The sequence below is a fragment of the Rhizobium sp. PAMB 3182 genome (assembly GCF_052908355.1).
In genome coordinates, this window is record NZ_CM128607.1 from 98,033 (window position 1) to 117,811 (window position 19,779).

The 19,779-nt window shown below is 60.2% G+C and carries 18 protein-coding genes, 3 tRNA genes and 1 pseudogene; 15 read left to right on the top strand and 7 right to left on the bottom strand.

The window, feature by feature from the left end:
- Position 1: 1 nt before the first annotated feature.
- Together ACU5AZ_RS00555 and recJ are read left to right on the top strand one after the other, a co-directional pair.
- A complete protein-coding gene (locus tag ACU5AZ_RS00555; RefSeq protein WP_446824150.1) occupies positions 2–1,957 on the top strand; it encodes a MacB family efflux pump subunit in 1,956 nt (651 codons plus the stop codon).
- Positions 1,958–2,039: 82 nt separating this feature from the next.
- A complete protein-coding gene (gene recJ, locus ACU5AZ_RS00560; protein WP_446826070.1) occupies positions 2,040–3,842 on the top strand; it encodes a single-stranded-DNA-specific exonuclease RecJ in 1,803 nt (600 codons plus the stop codon).
- A 28-nt stretch (positions 3,843–3,870) separates the two neighbouring features.
- On the opposite strand, the gene ACU5AZ_RS00565 is transcribed toward recJ, so the two are convergent.
- The 4 genes from ACU5AZ_RS00565 to ACU5AZ_RS00580 all read right to left on the bottom strand — a co-directional run bounded on the left by ACU5AZ_RS00565 (position 3,871) and on the right by ACU5AZ_RS00580 (position 5,971).
- A tRNA-Glu gene (locus ACU5AZ_RS00565) sits at positions 3,871–3,945 on the bottom strand.
- 201 nt (positions 3,946–4,146) lie between these two features.
- Positions 4,147–4,221, bottom strand: a tRNA-Glu gene (locus ACU5AZ_RS00570).
- A 191-nt stretch (positions 4,222–4,412) separates the two neighbouring features.
- Positions 4,413–5,384: a D-Ala-D-Ala carboxypeptidase family metallohydrolase gene (locus ACU5AZ_RS00575; RefSeq protein ID WP_446824151.1), complete on the bottom strand. Its 972-nt coding sequence runs from the start codon at positions 5,382–5,384 to the stop codon at positions 4,413–4,415.
- 146 nt (positions 5,385–5,530) lie between these two features.
- Positions 5,531–5,971, bottom strand: coding sequence for a VOC family protein (locus ACU5AZ_RS00580; RefSeq protein WP_446824152.1), 441 nt, complete (start codon positions 5,969–5,971; stop codon positions 5,531–5,533).
- A gap of 200 nt (positions 5,972–6,171) precedes the next feature.
- Here ACU5AZ_RS00580 and ACU5AZ_RS00585 point away from each other — a divergent pair, with 200 nt between their 5' ends.
- The 3 genes from ACU5AZ_RS00585 (at position 6,172) to ACU5AZ_RS00595 (ending at position 7,383) form a co-directional block, all read left to right on the top strand.
- On the top strand, positions 6,172–6,750 hold the full coding sequence (locus ACU5AZ_RS00585; RefSeq protein WP_261930061.1) for a cold-shock protein: 579 nt from the start codon (positions 6,172–6,174) through the stop codon (positions 6,748–6,750).
- The gene (locus ACU5AZ_RS00590; RefSeq protein WP_446824153.1) at positions 6,750–7,220 is read left to right on the top strand and encodes a DUF192 domain-containing protein; all 471 of its coding nucleotides are present in this window, start codon (positions 6,750–6,752) and stop codon (positions 7,218–7,220) included. The genes ACU5AZ_RS00585 and ACU5AZ_RS00590 overlap by 1 nt, the downstream gene beginning before the upstream one ends.
- Before the next feature lie 73 nt (positions 7,221–7,293).
- Positions 7,294–7,383, top strand: a tRNA-Ser gene (locus ACU5AZ_RS00595).
- A gap of 309 nt (positions 7,384–7,692) precedes the next feature.
- On the opposite strand, the gene ACU5AZ_RS00600 is transcribed toward ACU5AZ_RS00595, so the two are convergent.
- Complete coding sequence (locus tag ACU5AZ_RS00600) at positions 7,693–8,661, bottom strand: LysR family transcriptional regulator (protein WP_446824154.1); 969 nt, start codon at positions 8,659–8,661, stop codon at positions 7,693–7,695.
- A 127-nt stretch (positions 8,662–8,788) separates the two neighbouring features.
- Here ACU5AZ_RS00600 and dctP point away from each other — a divergent pair, with 127 nt between their 5' ends.
- From dctP to catB, 6 genes and pseudogenes are all read left to right on the top strand, one after another.
- Positions 8,789–9,799 carry a TRAP transporter substrate-binding protein DctP gene (gene dctP, locus ACU5AZ_RS00605; protein WP_446824155.1) on the top strand — a complete coding sequence of 337 codons (1,011 nt, stop codon included), beginning with the start codon at positions 8,789–8,791 and terminating at the stop codon, positions 9,797–9,799.
- Positions 9,800–9,893: 94 nt separating this feature from the next.
- Entirely contained in the window at positions 9,894–10,385 is a 492-nt protein-coding gene (locus tag ACU5AZ_RS00610; protein WP_446824156.1) for a TRAP transporter small permease, read from the top strand.
- Between the two features lie 3 nt (positions 10,386–10,388).
- Complete coding sequence (locus ACU5AZ_RS00615) at positions 10,389–11,666, top strand: TRAP transporter large permease (RefSeq protein ID WP_446824157.1); 1,278 nt, start codon at positions 10,389–10,391, stop codon at positions 11,664–11,666.
- A gap of 39 nt (positions 11,667–11,705) precedes the next feature.
- Positions 11,706–12,509 carry an alpha/beta fold hydrolase gene (locus ACU5AZ_RS00620; RefSeq protein ID WP_446824158.1) on the top strand — a complete coding sequence of 268 codons (804 nt, stop codon included), beginning with the start codon at positions 11,706–11,708 and terminating at the stop codon, positions 12,507–12,509.
- Between the two features lie 97 nt (positions 12,510–12,606).
- Positions 12,607–12,798: pseudogene (locus ACU5AZ_RS00625) on the top strand (IS3 family transposase); the annotation flags it as partial.
- 203 nt (positions 12,799–13,001) lie between these two features.
- Entirely contained in the window at positions 13,002–13,640 is a 639-nt protein-coding gene (gene catB, locus ACU5AZ_RS00630; protein ID WP_446826071.1) for a type B chloramphenicol O-acetyltransferase, read from the top strand.
- A gap of 64 nt (positions 13,641–13,704) precedes the next feature.
- Here the strand turns inward: catB and ACU5AZ_RS00635 are convergent, their stop codons facing one another.
- A complete protein-coding gene (locus tag ACU5AZ_RS00635) occupies positions 13,705–14,592 on the bottom strand; it encodes an alpha/beta hydrolase family protein (protein ID WP_446824159.1) in 888 nt (295 codons plus the stop codon).
- A gap of 310 nt (positions 14,593–14,902) precedes the next feature.
- On the opposite strand from ACU5AZ_RS00635, the gene ACU5AZ_RS00640 reads away from it, so the two are divergent.
- From ACU5AZ_RS00640 to ACU5AZ_RS00655, 4 genes are all read left to right on the top strand, one after another.
- Positions 14,903–16,036: a septal ring lytic transglycosylase RlpA family protein gene (locus tag ACU5AZ_RS00640; protein ID WP_446826072.1), complete on the top strand. Its 1,134-nt coding sequence runs from the start codon at positions 14,903–14,905 to the stop codon at positions 16,034–16,036.
- 64 nt (positions 16,037–16,100) lie between these two features.
- Positions 16,101–17,267, top strand: a complete 1,167-nt coding sequence (locus ACU5AZ_RS00645) for a D-alanyl-D-alanine carboxypeptidase family protein (protein ID WP_446824160.1) — start codon at positions 16,101–16,103, stop codon at positions 17,265–17,267.
- 103 nt (positions 17,268–17,370) lie between these two features.
- Complete coding sequence (tmk, locus tag ACU5AZ_RS00650; RefSeq protein ID WP_446824161.1) at positions 17,371–18,069, top strand: dTMP kinase; 699 nt, start codon at positions 17,371–17,373, stop codon at positions 18,067–18,069.
- Positions 18,066–19,091, top strand: coding sequence for a DNA polymerase III subunit delta' (locus ACU5AZ_RS00655; protein WP_446824162.1), 1,026 nt, complete (start codon positions 18,066–18,068; stop codon positions 19,089–19,091). Before tmk ends, ACU5AZ_RS00655 begins: the two co-directional genes overlap by 4 nt.
- Before the next feature lie 15 nt (positions 19,092–19,106).
- On the opposite strand, the gene ACU5AZ_RS00660 is transcribed toward ACU5AZ_RS00655, so the two are convergent.
- The gene (locus tag ACU5AZ_RS00660) at positions 19,107–19,685 is read right to left on the bottom strand and encodes a hypothetical protein (RefSeq protein WP_446824163.1); all 579 of its coding nucleotides are present in this window, start codon (positions 19,683–19,685) and stop codon (positions 19,107–19,109) included.
- Positions 19,686–19,779: the final 94 nt, after the last annotated feature.

Genomic DNA, 19,779 nt, shown 5'->3' on the forward strand with positions numbered 1-19,779 from the left:
GATGAAGGACGCAATCATCCGCCTCAAGAACGTCCGGCGTGAATATCCCGCAGGCGATCAGGTTCTGACGGTCCTCAACGATATCGATCTCGAGATCGCCCGCGGCGAAATGGTCGCGATCGTCGGGCCGTCCGGTTCGGGCAAGTCGACGCTGATGAACATCATCGGACTGCTCGACCGGCCGACATCCGGCAGCTATCAGGTCTCCGGCAAGGAGACTAGCCTTCTCGATCCGGACGAGCGGTCTGCGCTGCGGCGCGAACATTTCGGCTTCATCTTCCAGCGCTATCATCTTCTCGGTGAACTCTCCGCCATCGGCAATGTCGAGGTGCCGGCAATCTATGCGGGGCGAACTCGGCGCGATCGCCTGTCCCGGGCAAGCCAGCTTCTCGACCGGCTCGGCATGCATGAGAGGCTCGATCACCGTCCGGGTCAGCTTTCCGGCGGCCAGCAGCAGCGCGTCTCGATTGCCCGCGCGCTGATGAACGACGGCGATGTCATCCTGGCCGACGAGCCGACCGGCGCGCTCGATCAGGCGAGCGGCGACGAGGTGCTGCGAATCCTCGACGAACTCAACCGCGACGGCCGAACGGTCATCATCGTCACGCACGACATGAATGTCGCCCGCCGCGCCAACCGGATCATCGAGATCGCCGACGGCGTCATCGTCGGCGACAGCCTCTCCAAGGAGAAGCGGGCGGCTTCGGACGTACCCGCCAAGGCTTTGGCAGGGCGGGGGCGCTCGGCGCTCGGGGCTACGCTCGACCGCTTCCGGGAGGCGTTCTTCATGGCGCTTCTGGCGCTCAAGGCGCATCGGCTGCGGACCTTCCTGACGATGCTCGGCATCATTATCGGCATTGCATCGGTCGTCTGTGTCGTCGCGCTCGGCGAAGGATCGCAGCGCAAGGTGCTGGAGAACATCTCCAGCCTCGGAACCAACACGCTTGAGGTGTTTCCCGGCTCCGGATTCGGCGACGTGCGGTCGGGCAGGGTGACGACGCTGGTCGTCTCCGACGCGAATGCGCTGGCACAACTGCCCTATGTCGCCGCGGTCACTCCGACCGTTTCGACCAATGGCACGGTGCGCTTCCGCGCGACGGTGGCCAACGCGCTGGTCAACGGCGTCGGCGCGCAATATTTCGCCGTCAAGGGCTCCAGGCTCGTCGACGGACAGTTCTTCGACCAAAGCGATGTCGATTCCATGTCGCAGAATGCCGTCATCGACGAGGATGCGGCCAAGGCGCTGTTCGGCGACAGCGGCGTCGATCCGCTGGGTCAGGTGGTCTTCATCGGCGATGTACCGTGCCGGATCGTCGGCGTCATCGCGGCTTCCCAGAGCGGCTTCGGCGGGCGCAACAACCTCTCCATCTACCTACCCTACAGAAGCGTGCAGGCGCGCTTCCTCGGCAGCATGTCGCTTCGCAGCATCACCGTCAGGGTCTCCGACGACACTGATACCGGCGTGGCGGAAAAAGCGGTCACGGATTATCTGACCGCGCGGCACGGGACCAAGGACTTCTTCATCCTCAATACCGACGACATCCGCCAAACGATCACATCGACCACACAGACGCTGACGCTTCTGGTGGCGGCGATCGCGGTCATTTCCCTCGTCGTCGGCGGGATCGGGGTGATGAACATCATGCTGGTCTCCGTCTCCGAGCGCGTCGGCGAGATCGGCGTGCGCATGGCTGTCGGCGCGCGTCGCTACGACATCCTGCAGCAGTTTCTGATCGAGGCCGTGCTTGTCTGCCTGATCGGCGGAGCGCTCGGTATCGGCACCGCGCTCGGTTTCGGCGCTGTGTTCAACGCCTTTGTTCCGAGCTTCAGCCTCGTCTTCTCGTCGGAATCGATCGTATTGGCCTTCCTATGCTCCTTCATGATCGGCGTCGCCTTCGGCTTCCTCCCGGCGCGGAATGCCTCGCGCCTCGATCCCGTCGCCGCCCTCGCGCGCTGATCTTTCTCTTGTCGTTGGTGTTGACGACGGGCCAGGAAAGAGGACAAGGAAGGGCAAGCGAAGGGCAAATATGACGAAAGCCATGAACGAACCCGCCGATCCCGTACAAAGGGCCTTTCTCAACGTCGAAAAGTCGGCCAGCGGGCAGCGCTGGATCTCCCGGCTCGACCAGGCGGCGCAGAACCGCGCGCTGGCGATCGCGCAGGTGCACGGCATTCCCGAGCTGATCGCCCGGGTGCTGGCGGGACGCAGCGTCGGAATAGACGAGGCGCCGGCCTTTCTCGACCCCACCATTCGCAACCTGATGCCGGATCCTTCGACTTTGACCGACTGCAACAAGGCCGCCGAACGCATCGTCGACGCGATCGGCCGGGAGGAGCATGTGGCGATCTTCGGGGACTACGATGTCGACGGCGCGGCGTCTTCGGCGCTGCTCTACCGGTTCCTCACGCATTTCGGCGTGAAAGCGCATATCTACATTCCCGACAGGATCTTCGAAGGCTATGGCCCCAACCCGCAGGCGATCAACCAGCTGATCGACGAGGGCGCGCAACTGATCGTCACCGTCGATTGCGGCTCGACGAGCCACACATCACTGGAGGCCGCGGCAAAGCGCGGAATCGACGTGGTCGTCATCGATCACCATCAGGTCAACCATGACCTGCCGGTCTGCCATGCGCTGGTCAATCCGAACCGGGAGGATGATCTGTCGGGGCAGGGGCATCTCTGCGCGGCAGGCGTCGTCTTTCTCGTTATGGTCGCCTGCATGCGGCTCCTGCGCGAGCGCGGCGACAAGCGGGTTGGCAGCTTCGACCTGTTGGCATTGCTCGACCTGGTGGCGCTGGCCACGGTCTGCGATGTGGTGCCGCTCAAGGGCTTGAACCGCGCCTACGTGGTCAAGGGCATGCTGGCGGCCCGGCTGATGTCGAACCCGGGGCTGGCTGCCCTGTTTCGCAAGGCGGGCGTCAATGGTCCTGTGACGCCCTATCATCTGGGCTTCCTGATCGGCCCCCGGATCAATGCCGGCGGACGGATCGGTGACGCAGCGCTCGGTAGCCGGCTTCTGACGCTCGACGATCCGATCGCGGCGGAAGAGGTCGCCGGGGAACTGGACGAACTCAATCGCGAGCGTCAGGCGATGGAGGCCGTGATGCTGGAGGAGGCGGAAGCCGAGGCGCTGGCGGAATACGGGGACGGCTCGGCCGCCTCGGTGATCATCACGGCGCGCGACAACTGGCATCCGGGGATCGTCGGTCTTCTGTCGTCACGGCTGAAAGATCGCTTTCATCGGCCGGCATTTGCCATCGCCTTCGATCCGTCCGGCAAGGGGACGGGGTCCGGACGCTCGATTGCCGGCTTCGATCTCGGCCGCATGGTGCGCGCCGCCGTCGACGAGGGCCTGCTTGTGAAGGGTGGAGGCCATGCGATGGCTGCCGGCCTGACGGTCGAGCGGAGCAATCTGGGCAAACTCCGGCAGTTCTTCGACGAGCGTGCACAGAAGGTGGTCCCGACACTCACCGACAACCGCACGCTCAAGGTGGACGGCGCGCTCTCTGCCTCGGGCGCGACGCTGGAGCTCATCGACCGGCTGGAGACCGGTGGTCCCTACGGCTCGGGTCATCCGCAACCGATCTTCGCGTTGCCCTCCCATCGCATCACCGATGCCCGGGTCGTTGGCACGACTCATGTGAAGATCAGCGCAGCGGCCGCCGACGGCAGCCGGATCGACGGCATTGCCTTCCGCGCCGCGGAGACGCCGCTCGGACAGTTCCTGCTGAACGGCCGCGGCACGCAGATGCATCTGGCCGGTTCACTCTCCGCCGATCACTGGCAGGGCTCGCGGCGCGTACAGATCCGCGTCGTCGATGCGGCAAGTCCGATTTGAGATATCAAATATGTTTGGGAGAAGTGGGTGGCACGCCCTAGGGGAATCGAACCCCTCTTTCCAGAATGAAAATCTGGCGTCCTAACCGATAGACGAAGGGCGCATGCCGTTCCGCGGGGCGCCGATCCGTCGGCGTCTTGCGGTGTGGCGCCCTTATAGTCAGGGCTTTGCTGCGCCGCAAGTAGAAAAATTCAGCCCGGCCGGATTTTTTCGGAGATTCTCAAGGAAGGAATGCAAGCGTTGATAACGTCACGATATCAGCGCGATAGAAGTATATTTTAAAGTCAGTACTGAGGGGATAAGGTGGCACGCCCTAGGGGAGTCGAACCCCTCTTTTCAGAATGAAAATCTGACGTCCTAACCGATAGACGAAGGGCGCATGCCTGTGTCGCTTTCGCCTTGCGGCGTCTCGCGACGTGGCGACCTTATAGTCAGGACTTCGGATTCCCGCAAGCGGCATTTCCGTTTTTTTTGCAAAAAGATGACAGCCGGGGAACGTGCTGTGAACCTCATGCAAACATCCATTGAAAACAGATATTTACCGATCCCCTCGGGAAGCCACGCGGCCGGCTACTTTCGCGAGGCGACGTCGCAGGTCCAGTTCCAGTCGCGCGGGCGCCCGGTATCGATATGGATGGACTTGGTGTGACAATAGGTGCCGACGCCGCCGCGATCCGGAAGCGCGCGGACGTAATTGGCGAGATCGCCGTTGGAAACACCCTTCACCTGGATGTCTGCGGCGTCGCAATGGGTGTGGAGCGATCCTTCGACACCGCCGGCGCGGCGGTTGCGTTCCTTGTCGCGGTAGCCGGAAGTGACCAGCACCTTCTTGCCGAAATGGCTCTCGATATTGTGGATCATGCCCATCAGCTCGGGCTTGAAGCAGGAGACATCGATATCCGGTGTCTGGATGGCCAGACCGTTGGGCGCGATGCGCGTCATGCCGGAGAGGGAGACGAGACGTGCGAGGCCTCGCGGCTTTTCGTCCTCCTCCGAATCCTCATCCACCGCCATGCGCGTCGAGAGGTCCGGATGGGTTTCCTTCGGCGATTCGATCTGCAGGCTCTGATAGAGGCCGGGCGAGGCCGCATAGGCCTGTTCCGGCATCGAGTAGACCTGCGCGAAGAACGAACGCGTTCCCGTATCCGGCGCATAGGAGGCGACCTGGACCGGCTGGGCAGCGGAGCGGGCGTTGGCGAAGATGCTCATGGCCGAAGCGTTGATCGCGGTCGGCTGCATGACGGCGTTCTGGAACGAGGCAGCCGGATCGGATGCGGGCACGGATGCAGTCTGGAGATTGTCTGGCGTTTGGCTCGCTTCGGCCAGATTGGGCGTCTGCAGCCGCTTTGCATCTTCGGCGTTGCGGGCGACGTCGGTTGCTTCCGTTTCGGTTGCGTCGGCATCTGCGGCCTGCGAGAGCACCGAATCGACATCAGCCTTGCCGGATGTCGTGCAGGCGCTTAACGGCGCAACGGTCATCAGGATCGCCAGGCCGCCAAGGAGATGGCGGCGGGATGGAATGGAAACTGGCTTTTGCCGCACCTTCGAGAAATCCCCGCAAACAACACATGGCCGCCTTCATTCCGGGCTGGACATGAAGGCGGCCAATGCAGTTGAGCATGCAGGGCTTGCGTTAAGCTGTGCGGTTTGACGCGGCCCGTCTCGGCAAGCGCCGATGCGGGCGGTTGTTACCAGCTGCCGGTGTTCGGCATGGAGGCCCAGGGTTCCTGCGCGGGAAGCGCTTCCGTCTTCTGCAGGATCTCGATCGAAATGCCGTCCGGCGAACGGACGAACGCCATGTGGCCGTCGCGCGGCGGGCGGTTGATCGTCACGCCATTGTCCATCAGCTTCTGGCAGAAGGCATAGATGTCATCGACCTCATAGGCGAGGTGGCCGAAATTGCGGCCGCCGGTGTAGTCTTCCGGATCCCAGTTGTAGGTAAGCTCCAGGCAGGGCGCCTTGTTCTCCTTGGCGGCCGGGACATCGTCCGGCGCGGCGAGGAAAATCAGCGTGAAGCGGCCCTTTTCGTTTTCGATGCGGCGGACTTCCTCGAGCCCGAACAGCTCACAGTAGAAACGCATGGATGCGTCGACGTCCTTGACCCGGACCATGGTGTGCAGATAGCGCATGACCTCTCCCTTTGTTCGTTGCAACGCATATTTGGTCGCAAATCAGCTTCAGGCAAGGCATGGCCCATAAAAAGCCCATGGGATAATTGCAATCTGGGGCTTGCGCCCTATGGTTAACCGGATGTTAATCTCGTCTGCAAGAATCAAAATTGCACGTATCCTTTATTGTGGTAACGCGTATTCGAGGGGCTGACTTAGGCATGGCTGACAGGATTTCATCCAAAGGGATACCGCAGCTTGAAGATCTTGCGGGCGAACCGGTAGACCTCATCGAAATCACCGGCGTCGTGAAATGGTTCGACGTCGCCAAGGGATACGGTTTCATCATTCCGGACAACGGCATGCAGGACATTCTCCTGCATGTGAGCTGCCTCAGACGGGACGGCTACCAGACCATTCTCGAAGGCACGCGCATCGTGGCGCTGATCCAGAAGCGAGATCGCGGCTTCCAGGCCTTCCGCATTCTCTCCATGGACCAGTCGACGGCGGTGCATCCCTCGCAGCTGCCGCCGGTCAAGACGCATGTGCAGGTGACGCCGACAAGCGGCCTGGAACGGGCGATCGTCAAGTGGTTCAACCGCACCAAGGGCTTCGGCTTCCTGACGCGCGGCGAGGGCACCGAGGACATCTTCATCCACATGGAGACGCTGCGCCGGTTCGGGCTCACCGAATTGCGGCCGGGCCAGGTGGTGCTGGTCCGTTTCGGCGACGGCGACAAGGGGCTTATGGCTGCCGAAATCCATCCGGACATGCCTAATCCGGGCAGCCGCGCGCACTGATGCGACTCCTGTCCAGAACGCTCCTGCATTTCAGCGCCGTCATGGCGCTGTTTTCGTTTGTGCTCGTCGCTTCGAATTTCACGGCCAGCGCCGGTGGCACGCGAGCGCTGGAGATTGCCCGCGCCAGCGGCGGCACGGTGACATTTGAGGTCGAGATCGCGGCGACGCAGGTCGAGCGCGAAAAGGGCCTGATGGAACGCAAGACGCTCGACGAGACCGCCGGCATGCTCTTCGATTTCGGCACGACGCGGATGGTATCGATGTGGATGCACGACACGCCGCTGCCGCTCGACATGCTGTTCATCGACAAGGACGGCAACATCCGGAATATCACCGAGGACACCGAACCGTACTCCGACACGATCATTTCATCCGGCCAGCCGGTCGCCTATGTGCTGGAGATCAACGGTGGCGCCGCCAAGCGGGCAGGGGTAGCCATCGGGGACAAGGTCATCTCCGGCCTGAAATGAGAGTTCGAAAATATTCGGCTGCCGCAATGTCCGGCTTGCAAAGCGGGCGGCCATTGTTCATAAGGCAGCCGTTGGATGGGTGTCCGAGTGGTTTAAGGAACCGGTCTTGAAAACCGGCGTGCGGGAGACCGTACCGTGGGTTCGAATCCCACCCCATCCGCCAACACCCTATGAAAACATATTATATAGCTACACTCCCCCAAGCGTCTCAATTTGAGGCGGCTTGCAACATTCTCGATTCTTTTCTGCAACAATGCTGCAACTGCATACGTGTTGCAAAACTGCCGATTGGCTGTTGCATCCTCAAATACTCAGATTGACGGCGCGGAAATCGGTTAAAATCGGGTGAGGACGCTCGCGACGGGCGCTGGACTGCTCCATTTGCAGTGCCTGCGCACGGCTATGGTCAGCTTACTTGGGAATCAGTGTGTTGTGCGATTCCTTCCAGACCCCTTGGTACGGACTATGCCGACTATTTTAATGCCTCTTTTCCAAGATCGGTCAAAGCGCCGCGCGGGCGGCCCATGAGTTTTCCACTGACAACGAGATGTTCGAAGGTTGTTAGGAACTGCTGGCGCGCGGCATTGACCAGATAAGATTTAGATGCCTCGCTGCGTTCGGCTAGATAAATTGTCCTCTGAAATTTTGGCTGCCGAATGGGAATTGCCACCAAGTCTCCTGCTGCAAGTTCAGGCGCTGCGGCCGAGCGCGACAGCACCATGCCGCAACGTCCGGCAATGCCTTGCCGGATGAGTTGATGGCCCGCGTCGATCGAAAGGATGTTAAGCTCCAGTCCGGCCTCCGCTGCTGCCGACTCCAGCAGATATCTCGTTGAATGCCGACGGCTCGGCGCAACCAGCGGAAGCCGGGCAATATCGCGAATGGTGACCGACGCCGGCAAGTCGGCCGCGAGCTCAGGGATGACCAATAGATAAAGTTCCTCATCCAGAAGCGGCGTGGTTGATATTCCCTCGACATGCGGTCTTTGAAAAACGATCGCGAAATCGGTTTCACCATTTTCCAGCCAGCCTTCCAGATAGCCAGACATAGCTTCTGTCAGGGAAATCTGAACATTCGGCAAGTGGAGGGCGAAGTCATTTATGAGTGGTTCGACAAGCGTCGGCGTCAAGGAAGGGGGGAGGCCGAAAGTGATCGAGCCACTTGGCGAGGACAGCCATTCGTTAAGCTCTTGGTTGGCATTGAAGAGCAATGTCTCGAAGCTCTCGGCCAGCCGCAACATGACTTTCCCTTGGTCAGAGGGAGACACGCCCCTTGAGTGACGAACCAGAAGCTCGGTTCCGCAAGCCTCTTCCAATCGTTGAACGCGCTGGGTTATCGCCGACTGCACTGTGTTCAACTCGCGAGCCGCGGCGCTGATGCTTCCGCTTCGGCAGACAGCAACGAAATCCATCAAGAGCGGCAGGTCTCTCGACCTCAGCATGGGGCATCTCCAAATTTGATATCAGATATCTATTCCCATAATTTTTCCCGATCCGCAATTTCTGTTAAAAAACCTCGTGTTTCCGTGGCAGGCAAATGAGTAGGCCACATCAACTTGGGAGGAATAAATGGGAAAGTTACTGGCGTCTTACGCGCTTGCGATCGCCGCTGCGCTGACAACGGCCGTGCAGGCGGCCGAATATAAGCTTGAGATTGCATTGGAGTCGCCGCCCACGCATGTTCGCAGCAAGGCGATGATCCGTTTTGGTGAAGAGCTCGAAAAGAATTCAAACGGCGAGATCAAGGTAACCGTCTTTTCATCGGGTTCGAAATACAGCGGAGCCACCGTTCCGATCGCCTTGGCGCAAGGCGCCATCGACATGGGCGCGCCATTGCACCAGCATCTGACCAAGGTCGTTCCCGAGGCGAATGTTCCGCTTCTGCCCATGTTTTACGGCCTTGATCCGGATACGATTGCAAAACTCTGGGATGGCCCCGCCGGTGACAAGCTCAATGAGCTGATCGAAGCGAAGCTGGGCGTCAAGGTCATCGGCCACTATTTCGATCTGGGGTATGGCAGTGTATTTACGACCCAGAAAAAGCTGCTTGTTCCGGAAGACATGGCGGGTCTGAAAATCCGTGTTCCCGGCGGCGCAGCGACAATCCAACGATATGAAGCGCTGGGTTCAACGCCTGTGGTCATTCCCATTTCTGATGTGCCTCAGGCGCTTCAGCGAGGCACGGTCGACGGAATTTGGAGCACTCAGGAATCTGTCCGCAGCTCCAAACTGTTTGAGAGCGGCATCAAGTACGGCTTCGAGGATCGGCAGGCTTTCCTTCAATATGTGCCGATGATCAGCAGGAAGGCGTGGGACGGATACCCGCCGGAAATTCAGGCTTTGATCGAGGAAACCTGGAACACGCTGGTTGCGGATGCCCGCAAGTCTGCTCTCACCTCGCAGGAAGAAGCTCGTCGCTTCAATTCCGACAATGGGGTGGAGACGATTGATCCGGATCCGGCTGCGCTGGACGCGACGCGTCGAAAGCTGCTGGAAGGTCAGCCTGACCTGATCAAGGAACTTGGCATCGATCCGGCGTTCATCAAATTGGTATCCGACGAATTGGCCAAATCGAATTAAAGGCCGGTCTCCCTCATAAGGAAATCATCTCAAAAGCACGGACACCAAACCTTCATTGGGTTGCGTGTCCGTGCATTCCGTGGGTCTTAAATCTATGAAATACATTAGGAAACTGTGCCATTTCTCCGAGTATGTTTCGGGGATCATTGGCCTCCTCGCGCTTCTTCTCGTTTGCTACGAGGTTGTGGGACGATATTTTGCTCCGCAAATCCTGACCGATTGGGGATCTGAAGTCACTGTATATGCGGTGATCTGGGCGGTGTTTCTTTCATTTGGAGAACTCGCCTTGCGAAACGAACATGTCAGCGCAGACTTTTTGGTTGCGCGCCTGGAGGGGGGTGCCAAACGCGCCTATCTGATCGGTACATGGTGCATCGGTCTCGCATTTTCCGCGGCGCTGGCTTGGGCTGGTTGGAAAATGGTGGGTTTTGCGCTGATGCTGGGCGAAGTCGGTGATACGTCTCTGCATTTCCCGAAGGCCTACTATTACCTCGCCTTGCCGGTCGGAATGCTATTCCAGTGCCTCGTCTATGGGGCCAGTCTTGTGACACGCCGCCACGCAGCAGCTGAAACGGAAGAGGGCTAAGCCATGGAATATATTCTGGTAGCCTTCGCCCTGCTGGCGCTTTTGGCGGTGGGCATTCCAATCTACATTGTTCTGGGTTTGATATCCGGTGTCATGCTGCTCCTTGAAGGCATGCCTCCCGTCAGCGTAGCCCAGATCTACATGGATCATCTGAACTCGCTGACATTGTTGGCAATTCCCTTCTTCATAATGTCCGCGACATTCATGGAGAGGGGCGGGATTGCTGCAGCTCTTATGGATTTCGCCAATGTGTTGGTGGGGCGAATGACCGGTGGCCTTGCCGTGGCCGGCGTCCTCGCAACCACCGTCTTTGCAGCCATCTGCGGTTCCTCCGTGGCCACCGCGGTTGCGCTCGGGGTAATTCTCGTGCCGGCAATGGTGAAGCAGAATTACCCTCGCTCCTTCTCCGCAGGCTTGATCGGGGCGTCGGGTACGCTCGGGATCCTGATCCCTCCGAGCCTGGCGTTCATCGTTTACGCGATGCTTGCGGAGCAATCCGTGCCACGCCTTTTTCTCGCAGGAGTGCTGCCGGGGCTGATTCAGGCCGGTTTGTTCATCGCCTATTCGGTATGGACAGCCCATCGCAAAAATTATTCGAAGTCTCCACCAATTGCACGTGCCGAGGCAATCAAGCGGACATGGAGCGCACTGCCCGCGTTGTCGATCCCCGTCGTCATCCTGGGGGGCATCTATTCGGGAATTGTCACAGTAACGGAAGCCGCCGGCATTGCTGCACTCCTGTCGATCGTCGTGAGTGTCGTGTTCTACGATGGCTGCACACTACGCAGCGTGATCCCGATTATCGGGGAATCGATGCGCAGAACCGCCACCATCATCGCGATTATCATGACGGCGGTTGCCTTCGGGCATTGGTTGACAGGATCCGGGGGTCCGCAGGCACTCGCGGATGTTATTGCTGACGCCAATCTCAAGTCATGGCAGTTCCTCATCATTATCAACATTTTCTTCCTGATACTTGGAACGTTTCTGGAAGTCATGGCTATCATGTTGATCACGTTGCCAATAATATTGCCGTTGCTAGGGCCGCTGGGAATCGATCCCATCCACTTCGCGGTGGTTATGGTGATCAACATGGAGCTGGCTCTCATCACTCCACCGATTGGCCTGAACCTGTTCGTTCTTTCGTCGTCAACCAATACGCCATTGTCGGAGGTCACCCGCGGTGTCATGCCCTTCATTGCGATTATGTTGGCTTTGCTGATTTTGGTGACCTTTGTTCCCGAACTGGCACTATGGCTACCAACGCTTGTCTATGGGTGAGAACTTTCCGCTGCAAACGTCACACAGGGCAAGGTTGAGATGAAGAAATTACGTGTTCGCGGTTACGAGTTTTCCTACATTTGCGAGGGCAATGGACCGCCGCTTGTCTTCATCCACGGATCGGCATTGGATCTGCGCTACTGGAACGATGCGATAAAGGGTCTTTCCGACTCGTATCATTGCATCGCGCCCAGTCGCAGATTCCATTGGCCGGTCCCGACAGACCACGAGAACGTTCCGTACCGCGCCCAAGACCAGATTGAGGATATGATTGCATTCATTGATGCACTCGGCTTGGGGCCTGTACATCTTGTGGGTCATTCCTATGGCGGGTATCTCGCAGCGTCCCTGGCAGGTTTGCGGCCTGATCTGACGCGATCCCTCATTCTCATGGAGCCGGGCGGATCGGCGGAAGGGCAGCGGCCAGCGCGCAGCCTTGCTGAGGACCAGAAAGAGGCGCTACTTCTGCTGCAGGCCGGCGAGACGCGAAAGGGAGTGGCCCGTTATCTTGACAGTGTCTGCGGCGGGCTGAAATGGGAGGAGCGCTTGCCGGAATTGAAGGCCATATCTCTGGCGAATGCCTCCTCCATTCTGCTTCAGATGCAAGACAAAAGTCGACCGCCGCTTTCCGCAACTCTATTGGGCGCGGTAAAGGCTCCGACACTCGTGCTTGTCGGCAGCATGTCTCCATCTCCGTTCCCGACCATTGCGGAACGAGTCAACGAGTTGGTGCCAGATTCGCAACTCGTGCAGGTGCGAAACGCTGCTCACCTTATCAACCAAGATAATCTTGAGGATTTTTTGGTGCTGGTGGAAGGCTTCTTGCGAGATATCCAAGATTGAAGCCAAAACGGCTCAGAAATTGTGGAATCTCTAGGAGGGCAGAGCAGATCGTTGGTGAGCTCCGAGAGACTGATTCTGAAGAGGACATCGCGTTAGTTTCGCCCGCCGTATCGTTGGCCGGCGGGTCATTCCAACGGCGCACGCGGGATTCGTCCTCGATGCTTTCGACCAGGCACTGCATGATCGACACGCCCTCAAACGTGGCGGGCTGATTCACCATTCCGACCATGGTTCGCAATACGTGTCGATTCCATATTCCGAACGACTGGCGCAGGCGGGCATCGAGCCATATCAAGTCTGGCCTGGAAATTGGTGTCAGCTTGTGCAAAATAAAGAGATGAAGTCCGCAGATTGTACCACCTCCATATCGCTTCCGCGTTCTTGACGTGAGAAGCGCTCGGCCAGCGATCCTGGGGATTGCTGCCGGAGCTTGCCCGCGAATGCGGGTGATTGACGCCGCATGCGCGGTTTGCTCACAAAGTGGTACTTCCTATGCACAATGTTTTCGAAAGCCCGTTCAGGGGCATCACTCTCGATCGTCTCGTCACCAATCCAAACATTCAGGTCGGACGATACAGCTACTATTCCGGCTATTATCACGGTCACGGATTCGATGACTGCGCCCGCTTCCTATTGCCGGACGAAGGCGTGGATCGGCTCATCATCGGTTCCTTCTGCTCGATCGGTTCGGGTGCCGCATTTATCATGGCGGGAAACCAGGGGCACAGAAACGACTGGATCAGCACGTTTCCGTTCTACTGGATGAATGAAGTTCCGTTCTTTGAAGCGGCCGAGAACGGATATCGGCCGGCCGGCGACACCATCATCGGCAATGATGTGTGGATCGGGTCCGAGGCAATCGTGATGCCGGGCGTCAGCATCGGGGATGGGGCGATCATCGGAACAAGATCCCTGGTGACCAAGGACGTCGAACCTTATGCGATCGTTGGCGGCAATCCCGCCAGAGTGATCCGAAAGCGGTTTGACGACGCCCAAATAGCCATGCTGCTCGAACTTCGCTGGTGGGACTGGAAAGACGAGGACTTGCAGAAGGCCATGCCAATCCTGACCAGCGGCGACATTGCGGCACTGCATCGCCACTGGAGGGCGGTTATTCAGCCGACGGAGTAACAGGCGCGCAAATACCGGTGTCTGCCCGTTCCATTTGCGGATGCGGTCGGGAAGGGCGTGGCGATCACAGCGCCACCGTCTTCCCTGGCCAAGGATTGCGCCCATCCTTCAGCCAGTGAAGCGTATCCGTCCAGAAGCCATCCCTGTGGCTGTCGTGGAACAGGTTGAAGTGGCCGATCGCCTGCCGGCCGTAGTCGGCAGGTGCCAGTTGGGCAATCTGCCTGTTGGCGGACGTGTAGTAGTCAAGCGTCCGGCGGATGGCGGGCAGGGTGCCGAGTTCGTCGTCGGCCATGGCGACGGCGAGGATCGGCGCCTTGACGGCTGCCATGCGTGACAATGCTGACTTGCGCTCGGGGGCGGGATGGCTGCGCTCGAATTTCGGGCCGCGAAACGACCATTCATTGGCGACGCCGGCCGGTAAGTCCTCCAGCCAGCCGAGTCGCTTTCCCGGAAAATAGCCGAACAGAGCGGTCGCGGCCGGCATCACCATGTGCCACTTCCAGAACAGTGCGGCGCGCCGGCGTACGGCATAGTCGCCCCACCAGGCGTATTGCGCGCCCATGGTCAGCATACGGTCGATGGTCGCCGCGTTTTCGGACAGGCCCGGCAGGAAGCCGCCAATGCTGTGGCCGACGACCATGATCGGCCCGTCCGGCTGCCATGCGGTGGCAAAGCGGAGCGCGGCATCGAAGTCCTGCTCGCCCCATTCCCGCCAGAGATAGCCGCAGCCGCGAAGGTCTTGCGGTCGGGATAGGCCGATGCCGCGATAGTCGTAGGTCAGGACATGGAATCCGTTTTCGGCCAGAAACCGCGCGTAGCGGTGATAGTAACGCGCCTGCACGCCGGTCGCCGGATTGACGATGACGCAACCCGATTGCCCGCCTGTGCGCGCCGGCCATCTGTGCCCGGACAAATGCACGCCGTCACGGCAGTGCAGACTGACCGGAATCATGACGTTATCGGGTGCTGCAGACGGCATATCGGACATGGTCAAACGATAGGCACAAGCCTCGCGCATGTATATTCAAGAATAGTCATGACACCATGAAAAATATTGGGGTCGCGTACCGTTAACCAACCGCTAACCATAGCGGAATTCATGGCAGGGAAATTGAGCGTTCCGTTCTCAATTTTGCCATGTTATAAGGCGTTACATATCGTGATTGCATATTGTAATCGGGTCTTGCAAACTGAGCTTTCGATCGATCGAGCCATGCGGGTGGAGCATTGATCGGAAATGAGAATTTCGCGGCAGGGGACAGATAGCATTGCGAATTGGCGGGGTTAAAGGCGGCGCGCAGGCGCGATGGCTGGCGGTAGTGGCTATGTGTGCCGCAGCTGCTTCATGCACGACGACGGAGACCAAGCCGGTCAAGACCTCCGCGACGAAAGAATATTTCTCCGAGAAGGAATATGGCGTAAAGGCCAGCCCGCGCGTGACGACCGCCTCGGCGAAAATCCCGCGCGGCGGCGGTCGGGCGCTTGTCGGTCAGCCCTATCAGGTTCGCGGCAAATGGTATTTCCCCTCAGAAGATGAAAACTACGCCAAGACGGGCCTAGCCTCCTGGTACGGCTCCGCGTTCCATGGCCGCCTGACCGCCAATGGCGAGATCTACGACCAGCAGTTCATTTCCGCGGCCCATCCGACCTTCCCGCTGCCGAGCTATGCCCGTGTCACCAATCTTGAAAACGGCTCCTCGCTGATCGTCCGCGTGAACGATCGCGGGCCGTATCATCCGGGTCGTATCATCGACGTTTCCGGCAAGGCCGCCGAGCTCCTCGACATGAAACAGGCCGGCACCGCGAAGGTAAAGGTCGAATATGTCGGCCGTGCGCCGCTGAACGGCAACGACATGCAGTATATGATGGCCTCCTACGTCAAGAAGGGTGGCCGGGTTCCGCAGGACGGCTTCCCGGGCAATCTCGCCGGTGGCATCATGATGGCCGCCAACAAGATTCTGCCGAACTCGCTGTCGCACAGCGAGAATGTTCCGGTTCCGACACCTGTTCCGTCGCTGAAGGGATCGCGGCTGCCGAGCGCTCAACCGTCGTTTGACGCCACCGCATCGAGCCTCTATTCTCAGACCGCCTTCGCCGGCCCGACACCGACGGGCGGCTATAGCGGCGATGTTCCAGTGCCGAGCGCCGAGCCAACCTCTGCCTTCGATCAGTTCGTACTTCTGCCGGAAGAAGGCCCGATTCCGCTGGCCCGTCCGGGCGGCTACATGGCCATGACGACGTCTGGCAGCAGCCTGGTCGCCGGTTATCAGGATGACGCGTCCGCCGATGCTTCGCAGGCGCCGTTCGATGCGGTCTTGCGTCCGCAGGGCGATCTGACACCTGCCTCGATCGTCGCCTTTTACCACAAGATGCAGAACGCAGACGCCGGCAATTGACGGCCGGTCCTTCAGCCCGCATTGTCCCGGATGGATGCTTGGACGGGGTGTGAGCTGAACCATCATGCGCATTTCGCAGATCAGACAGGTTTTCGGCTGGCTGGCCTTGGTGATGGCACTGGCCGCCATGCCAGCAGCCGCCTTCGGCCAGGACTTCGAGACCAAGGCGGACCGGGTGCTGCTGCTCGAGGCGAACACCGGCACGGTGCTGATGTCGCGCAACGCCGACAGCCCGCTCCCGCCTGCCTCTCTCGCCAAGCTGATGACGATGGAAGTGGTGTTCGACGCGCTGAAGAAGGGCGAGATCACCCTCGATACGCAGTTTCCGGTCTCCGAGCATGCCTGGCGGACAGGTGGCGCGCCCTCGCGCACGACCACCATGTTTGCGGCGATCAAGTCGCAGATCCGGGTGGAGGATCTCATTCGCGGCGCGGCGGTCCAGCTCGCCAACGATGCCTGCATCATCCTTGCGGAAGGCATGGACGGGTCGGAGGAGAAATTCGCCGAACGCATGACCCGCAGGGCCGCCGCGATCGGCTTGAAGAATACGTTCTACTCCAATCCGACAGGGCTGCCGCATCCCGGCAACCGGACGACCATCGGCGATCTCGTCAGGCTCGCCGAGCATCTGAAGAAAACCTATCCTGAATATTACCGCTATTTTTCGGAGGAATCGTTCGAGTGGAACGGGATCTTCCAGCGCAACAAGAACCCACTGATCCGGATCGACAGCGGTGTCGACGGCCTCGGCCTCGGCTATTCCGACGGCTATGGCTACGCCTATGTCGGCTCGATGCAGCGTGACGGGCGCCAGCTTTATCTCGCCTTCAGCGGCGTTGCCACGGAGAAGGACAGGGCAAGCGAGGCGGAGGCGCTGTTCAACTGGGGCATGACCGCCTTCAAGCCACGGCACATGTTCGATGGCGGCGAAGTGGTGGGGCAGGCCAACGTCTATGGCGGCGTCGCACCAACGGTGGCGCTCAAGGTGGCGAAGCCGCTCGATCTTTACGTGCCTGCCGCCGAGAACGCCGGCATCAGGGGCAAAATACGCTACAACTGGCCCCTCAAGGCACCGGTGGAGGCGGGCAGCGAGATGGCGTCGCTGCAGATCCTCTCCGGCGACCAGGTGCTCGGCGAAGTGCCGCTTCTGGCCGGAGAAGCAGTCAGCCGCGGCTCTCTGGAAAGCCGGGCGATGGATGCCGCGAAATCGCTCATATTCTTCTGGATGTAGAAACCGGCCGTTTTCTGTGGCGGCCGTCGGCGGATTGTGTGCGGGACGGTTGCGGCACGATCTCGATTGAAGGTAAGGATAGCCCAACGACGGGAAATGCGTATTGGCGAACGAACCAGGATTATTCATCAGCTTCGAAGGCGGGGAAGGGGCCGGCAAATCGACCCAGATTCGCCGGCTTGCCGAATGGCTGCGTTCGCGCGGCTATGACGTCTTGACGACCCGCGAGCCCGGCGGCTCTCCCGGTGCCGAGGCCGTGCGCCATGTGCTTCTTTCAGGCGCTGCGGAAAGTTACGGCGTGCGCATGGAGGCCGTGCTGTTTGCCGCAGCCCGCTCCGATCATGTCGAACAGGTTCTGCGGCCGGCGCTGAAGCGTGGCGTGATCGTGCTCTGCGACCGCTTTATGGATTCCTCGCGCGTCTATCAGGGCGTGACCGGAAATCTGGAGCCGGAATTCATCGAATCGCTGGAGCGCGTGGCGGTAAACGGCACAGTGCCGGACTGCACCATCATCTTCGACATTCCGGCAGCCATCGGGCTGGAGCGGGCGAGAAAGCGGGCGGACGCGGCGGCGGGCAGCCTGCCGGTCGAGCCGGACCGTTTCGAGCGCGAAAAGATCGATACCCACGAGAAGCGCCGCGAAGCATTCCTGGAGATCGCTGCCAACGAGCCTGGGCGTTGCCGGGTCGTCGATGCGCAGCGCGGCGAAGAACAGATCGCCGCCGACGTCCGCGACATCGTCGAGCCGCTGCTCGACAGTGTGGACCGCGTCTCGGCCACGCATACGGAAACCGTGCAATGAGCGACGAGAGCGAGCGCATCCTCGACGGCGCGATTGCGCCGGCGCGCAACACAGTGCTCTTCGGCCACGGGGAGGCCGAGCGGTTCCTGGCGCAATCCTATCGGTCCGGCAAGGGACACCATGCCATCCTGATCGACGGGCCGGAGGGCATCGGCAAGGCGACGCTCGCCTACCGGTTTGCCAACCACATCCTCACCCATCCGGAGCCTGAACATGCGCCGGACCATATGTCGGATCCGGATCCCGACAGCCCGGTGAGCCGTCAGCTCGCCAGCGGCGCGTCGCACAATCTCCTGCACCTGGAACGCCCCTTCGACGAGAAGAGCGGACGATTCAAGACAGCTATCACGGTCGACGAGGTCCGGCGGGCCGGCAAATTTTTCGCCCAGACCTCCGGCAGCGGCAACTGGCGGATCATTATTCTCGATCCGGCCGACGACCTGAACCGGAGCGCCGCCAACGCCATCCTGAAAATTCTCGAGGAGCCGCCGAAGCGGGCGCTGTTCCTGGTGCTGTCGCATGCGCCGGGTAAGCTGTTGCCGACCATCCGGTCGCGCTGCCTGTCGCTCAGACTGTCACCGCTCGATGACCTGGCCTTGCAGAAGGCTCTGGACCACCTGCAGGTGCGTGTGGAGCCGGGTGCTGCCGGCAGCCTTCTGGCGGCTGCCAAGGGCAGCGTCTCGGAGGCGCTGAAGCTTTTGAATTATGGCGGCGGAGAAATCATCTCTGCCTATCAGGATGTCCTAGCTCAAAGGGGACCGGCGGCGCGCCAGGCCATGCATCGGCTGGCGGACGCCTTGTCACAGAAGGGCGCGGATACGATCTACACCTTCTTCACCGCCCATATCGCCACGGAGCTGATGGATCGGGCCCGGCAAGCGGCTCATACGGGTGATCTTGCAGCAGCCGAACGCTATGCGACGCTGACCAGCACCGTCAACGAACAGCTGACGGTGGCGGACGCCTACAATCTCGATCGGAAGCAGACGATCATCTCCGTGCTGGAATCGATCAGCCAGTGAAGACGGTTCAGTCCGTTATGGATTGTCGTTCTTTGTGACCTTGCGCGCGACCCAGGAATAGCTGTCGGTCACGACATGAACAGGCGCTTCGACGATCTTCTTGAAATCCTTGCCGGTCGGCAGAATTTTCTTGATTCGCGTCATCGCGCGGGCGGCGAAGCCGGGATCTTCCTCCTCGGGCGGCATGGGCACGACGACCGGGGCGGGGGCCGCCGGAGGCTCGGCGCTCGCCTGGAGGCCATTGCCGGTCGGTTGTTCGCTCTGCGTGGCCGGCGCCGGCGTCGGCACAGGGACCTTTGCCGGCAGCGTGGTCTTGGCCTGCTGCTTGGGCTTGACCTCCGGGGCGGCAGGCTTCTCAGGCGTGGCGGCCGGAGTTGCCTCGGAACTGGCCTTGGCCGCGGCGGCGGCTGCCTGCATGGAGCCGGGCTCGTCTGCCTGGCAAACGGCGATCACCATCGGAAATTCGGCATCGGAATAGCCGTCCAGGACATTGGCCGTATCCTGATCGCAGGCGGCGACGGTCGTCCATTGCTGGTTCGCCGTCGCGATGAAATTGCACTTGGTAGCGGTGTCGTCACATCCAAGGATGGTCATGATCACCAATGCTGCAGGTTGCATGACTGCCGACCTTTTTTCTTCGGTTGCCGTGTTGCTATTGCTTATAGGGGAGACATTGCCGCAAAACCAA